The sequence below is a fragment of the Mesorhizobium sp. M1A.F.Ca.IN.022.07.1.1 genome (assembly GCF_003997575.1).
Taxonomy (GTDB): domain Bacteria; phylum Pseudomonadota; class Alphaproteobacteria; order Rhizobiales; family Rhizobiaceae; genus Mesorhizobium.
In genome coordinates this window covers 1-2,349 of record NZ_RZST01000549.1, presented here as the reverse complement: position 1 = coordinate 2,349, position 2,349 = coordinate 1, and the positions used below count along the sequence as shown (strand labels likewise).

The 2,349-nt window shown below is 62.2% G+C and carries 5 protein-coding genes; all 5 read right to left on the bottom strand.

What is annotated here, in order from left to right; translation table 11 throughout:
- A partial coding sequence (locus tag EOA75_RS31980; RefSeq protein WP_206517100.1) for a hypothetical protein occupies positions 1–312 on the bottom strand: 312 nt, incomplete at its 3' end.
- Positions 309–599: a hypothetical protein gene (locus EOA75_RS31975; RefSeq protein ID WP_127216414.1), complete on the bottom strand. Its 291-nt coding sequence runs from the start codon at positions 597–599 to the stop codon at positions 309–311. The genes EOA75_RS31975 and EOA75_RS31980, both read right to left, overlap by 4 nt.
- A 75-nt stretch (positions 600–674) precedes the next feature.
- A complete protein-coding gene (locus EOA75_RS34320; protein WP_164750568.1) occupies positions 675–854 on the bottom strand; it encodes a hypothetical protein in 180 nt (59 codons plus the stop codon).
- 27 nt (positions 855–881) lie between these two features.
- Positions 882–1,238 carry a hypothetical protein gene (locus EOA75_RS31965; protein WP_127216412.1) on the bottom strand — a complete coding sequence of 119 codons (357 nt, stop codon included), beginning with the start codon at positions 1,236–1,238 and terminating at the stop codon, positions 882–884.
- Positions 1,238–2,349, bottom strand: a 1,112-nt coding sequence (locus EOA75_RS31960) for a hypothetical protein (protein WP_164747719.1), incomplete at its 5' end; no start/stop codon positions are given. The genes EOA75_RS31965 and EOA75_RS31960, both read right to left, overlap by 1 nt.

Below are 2,349 nucleotides of genomic sequence, written 5' to 3'. Positions count from 1 at the left end.
GCCCTGCCAGTTGGCCGGGAGAGGAACCTGCTCGGCGCCAGGCGTCAGACTATCGCCGGCCTGTCCCTCTCCACCATCGCCGCCAGTACCCGCCGGTTCAGCGGCCTCGGCAGCAGATTTCTTGGCCGGATCGGGGCTGGCAAACTTGCCCTGATCCCGCTCAGCTCCATTATCGCGCTCGTGCTTGTTCCAGATCGCTTCCAGCGCAGCGTCGTCTGTGACAGTCGCCGCGGCATTGCTGTTCGCCGTCTCGGCGAGGGCACCCGCAGGCGGGGCGTTGTTGGCTAGGCTTTCTGCTACAGCAGCGCTCATCGAAATTCCTCTGACACCTGAAGGCCCCGCTTCTTGCAGAAGTCGGGGTTGCGAAATTTGCCCTTGGTCGGTGACAGGCTTGGCTCGTATTCGACGCAGTTGTTGCGCTTCAGATCATCGCGGCGCTCCGACCGTGACGTGATCATTCGGCCATCGATCGGCGAGGCGTAGTCCGGGATGTCGGAGATGACGTTTGGCATGACGACCTGCCCGGCGAACGGCTTTTCCATTGGAACGCCGGTTCGCCGGTCGACGAAGATGCCATCTCGGAAAACGTACCTTGCCAATGTCCTGTCCTGCTTTTGGGGCGGGTACAGGTTGCAAGGTGTCAGTGCGAAATTCTAAGCCGCTTGTGATACAGTTCAGGCATGCAAAACGACGGTGAACTGCAAATGGTGATGAGACACGTCAAGAAGGGACGTGAACACATCGCCCGCCAGCACGAGATTATCGCTGACTTCAAGGACAAGGGCTTTCCAACCGGGGAAGCCGAAGAGTTTCTGGCAACGCTCCTTGAACTTCAACGCCAGCACGAAGAGCATCTTGCGCATGTCCGCAAGAAGTTGGGCTTAGAGGAGTAGCAGCACCGCGTCGTCATCGTCACGCATGGCCGCCATTTCCCTATCGATCACCATCCGGCCAAGACGCCGCTCCAATGCTGCCGCGTCGGGAAATTCGATCGGCGGGGCTTGGAAACCGGCGAGCAGCGCGTTGATGATTTCCGGCGATAGCGCCGGCCACTCGGCCACCTCCAGGATCTGCGCTGGCGGCTCATTGAGATCGACGACCTTGCCGTCACGAACATATTTGACCGGCTTGCGGTAGTAGCCGCCGCCTGGCTTGAATAGCGAATCGAGATCTGCGCCCTTTGGGCCGAAGTAGCGGTTGCCGTAATAGCGCTTGCCGAACCAGCGGTCAGCAAACATCAGCTAGCGTCCAGAATGACCGCAAGTCGGTTGCCGTCCTGGTCGACCGAAGCGTTGATGCGGTCCTTCGTATCGTTGGTGTCCCGGAAGATGGCTGTTCCGGTGCCGAGGCCGTTCGCTTTGCCGAGCAGCGCCGCAGACCATAGCCGCCAGCCCTGCCGAGGGGTCAAGCCGGGCTCGATGCCAGATGTACGGTCAAGCAATGCGTCGGCGTTCTGGTTCGCGGTCGGGATGTCGCCGACGGCGGCAGGAGCGGCCGGCAGATTGTCTGTCTTGGGTTTGATCGCGGCAGTGTCGCTCTTGACCGCCGCGATGTCGGCCGAGACAGAGGCGCCGGCTGGAGCGCCGAGCTTGTTGCTGATGGCCGTGTCGTTGGTCGACAATGTCGAAAGCTGCGTGTCGAGATTGGAAGACGCCATGCCGACAGCACTGCGCACGCCGGATGCATCCAGGTCGTTGAAACCGGTGACACCGGTTCCCTTCGCAAGCACGATGTTGGTGCCAGCGGTCAGCACGCGTGTCGCGGTCGACCACACGGCATCGAGGGCGTTTGCCGCGAACTTCGCCGCGGTGATCGCACCGGCCGCAAAGGTGTTCGCCGTGATCGCGCCCGAGTTCCATGCTGTTCCGCCTGCATTCACGACGTTGACGCCGAGCTGAGCGCTTGCAGTGTTCACCGCGGCGCCTGAGATCTGGGTAGCGTTCGCCGACACTACGCCGGCCGTGAGGCTCACCTGGCCGGTGCCGGTGCCAGATGACAGCAGCACGCTGGCGCCGATGTCTCGGGCCGTCTGGCTGGTGCCTTGAATAGCAGAAACGTCAACGCGCCCATTCGCGTCGACAGTAGCGGTGCGCCCCGTGGTGGTGTCGCGGCGGAAAAGCTCAATGACGCGGGTGACCGGGGCCATGCTCGCTTGTGTGATGTGCAGCACCTGCTCTTCGGCATCGGACGTTGACGCGATGGTCGTGTCTTCGTCGATCAGCAGCGAATAGACGCCCGGCATGTTGGCTGCCGACAGTTCGGTGATCGTCGGTGTCGTGTAAACAGTCGCCGTGCCACCGTTGCGGCTGCGGTAGACCGTGAACGACGCCAGGCCGGTCTTGCGGGTGG

What these genes read in the sequence shown, in the direction of transcription:
- EOA75_RS34320 (WP_164750568.1), bottom strand. Translation starts at nt 854, where the DNA reads ATGCTCTTCGTGCTGGCGTTGAAGTTCAAGGAGCGTTGCCAGAAACTC.
- EOA75_RS31965 (WP_127216412.1), bottom strand. Translation starts at nt 1,238, where the DNA reads ATGTTTGCTGACCGCTGGTTCGGCAAGCGCTATTACGGCAACCGCTAC.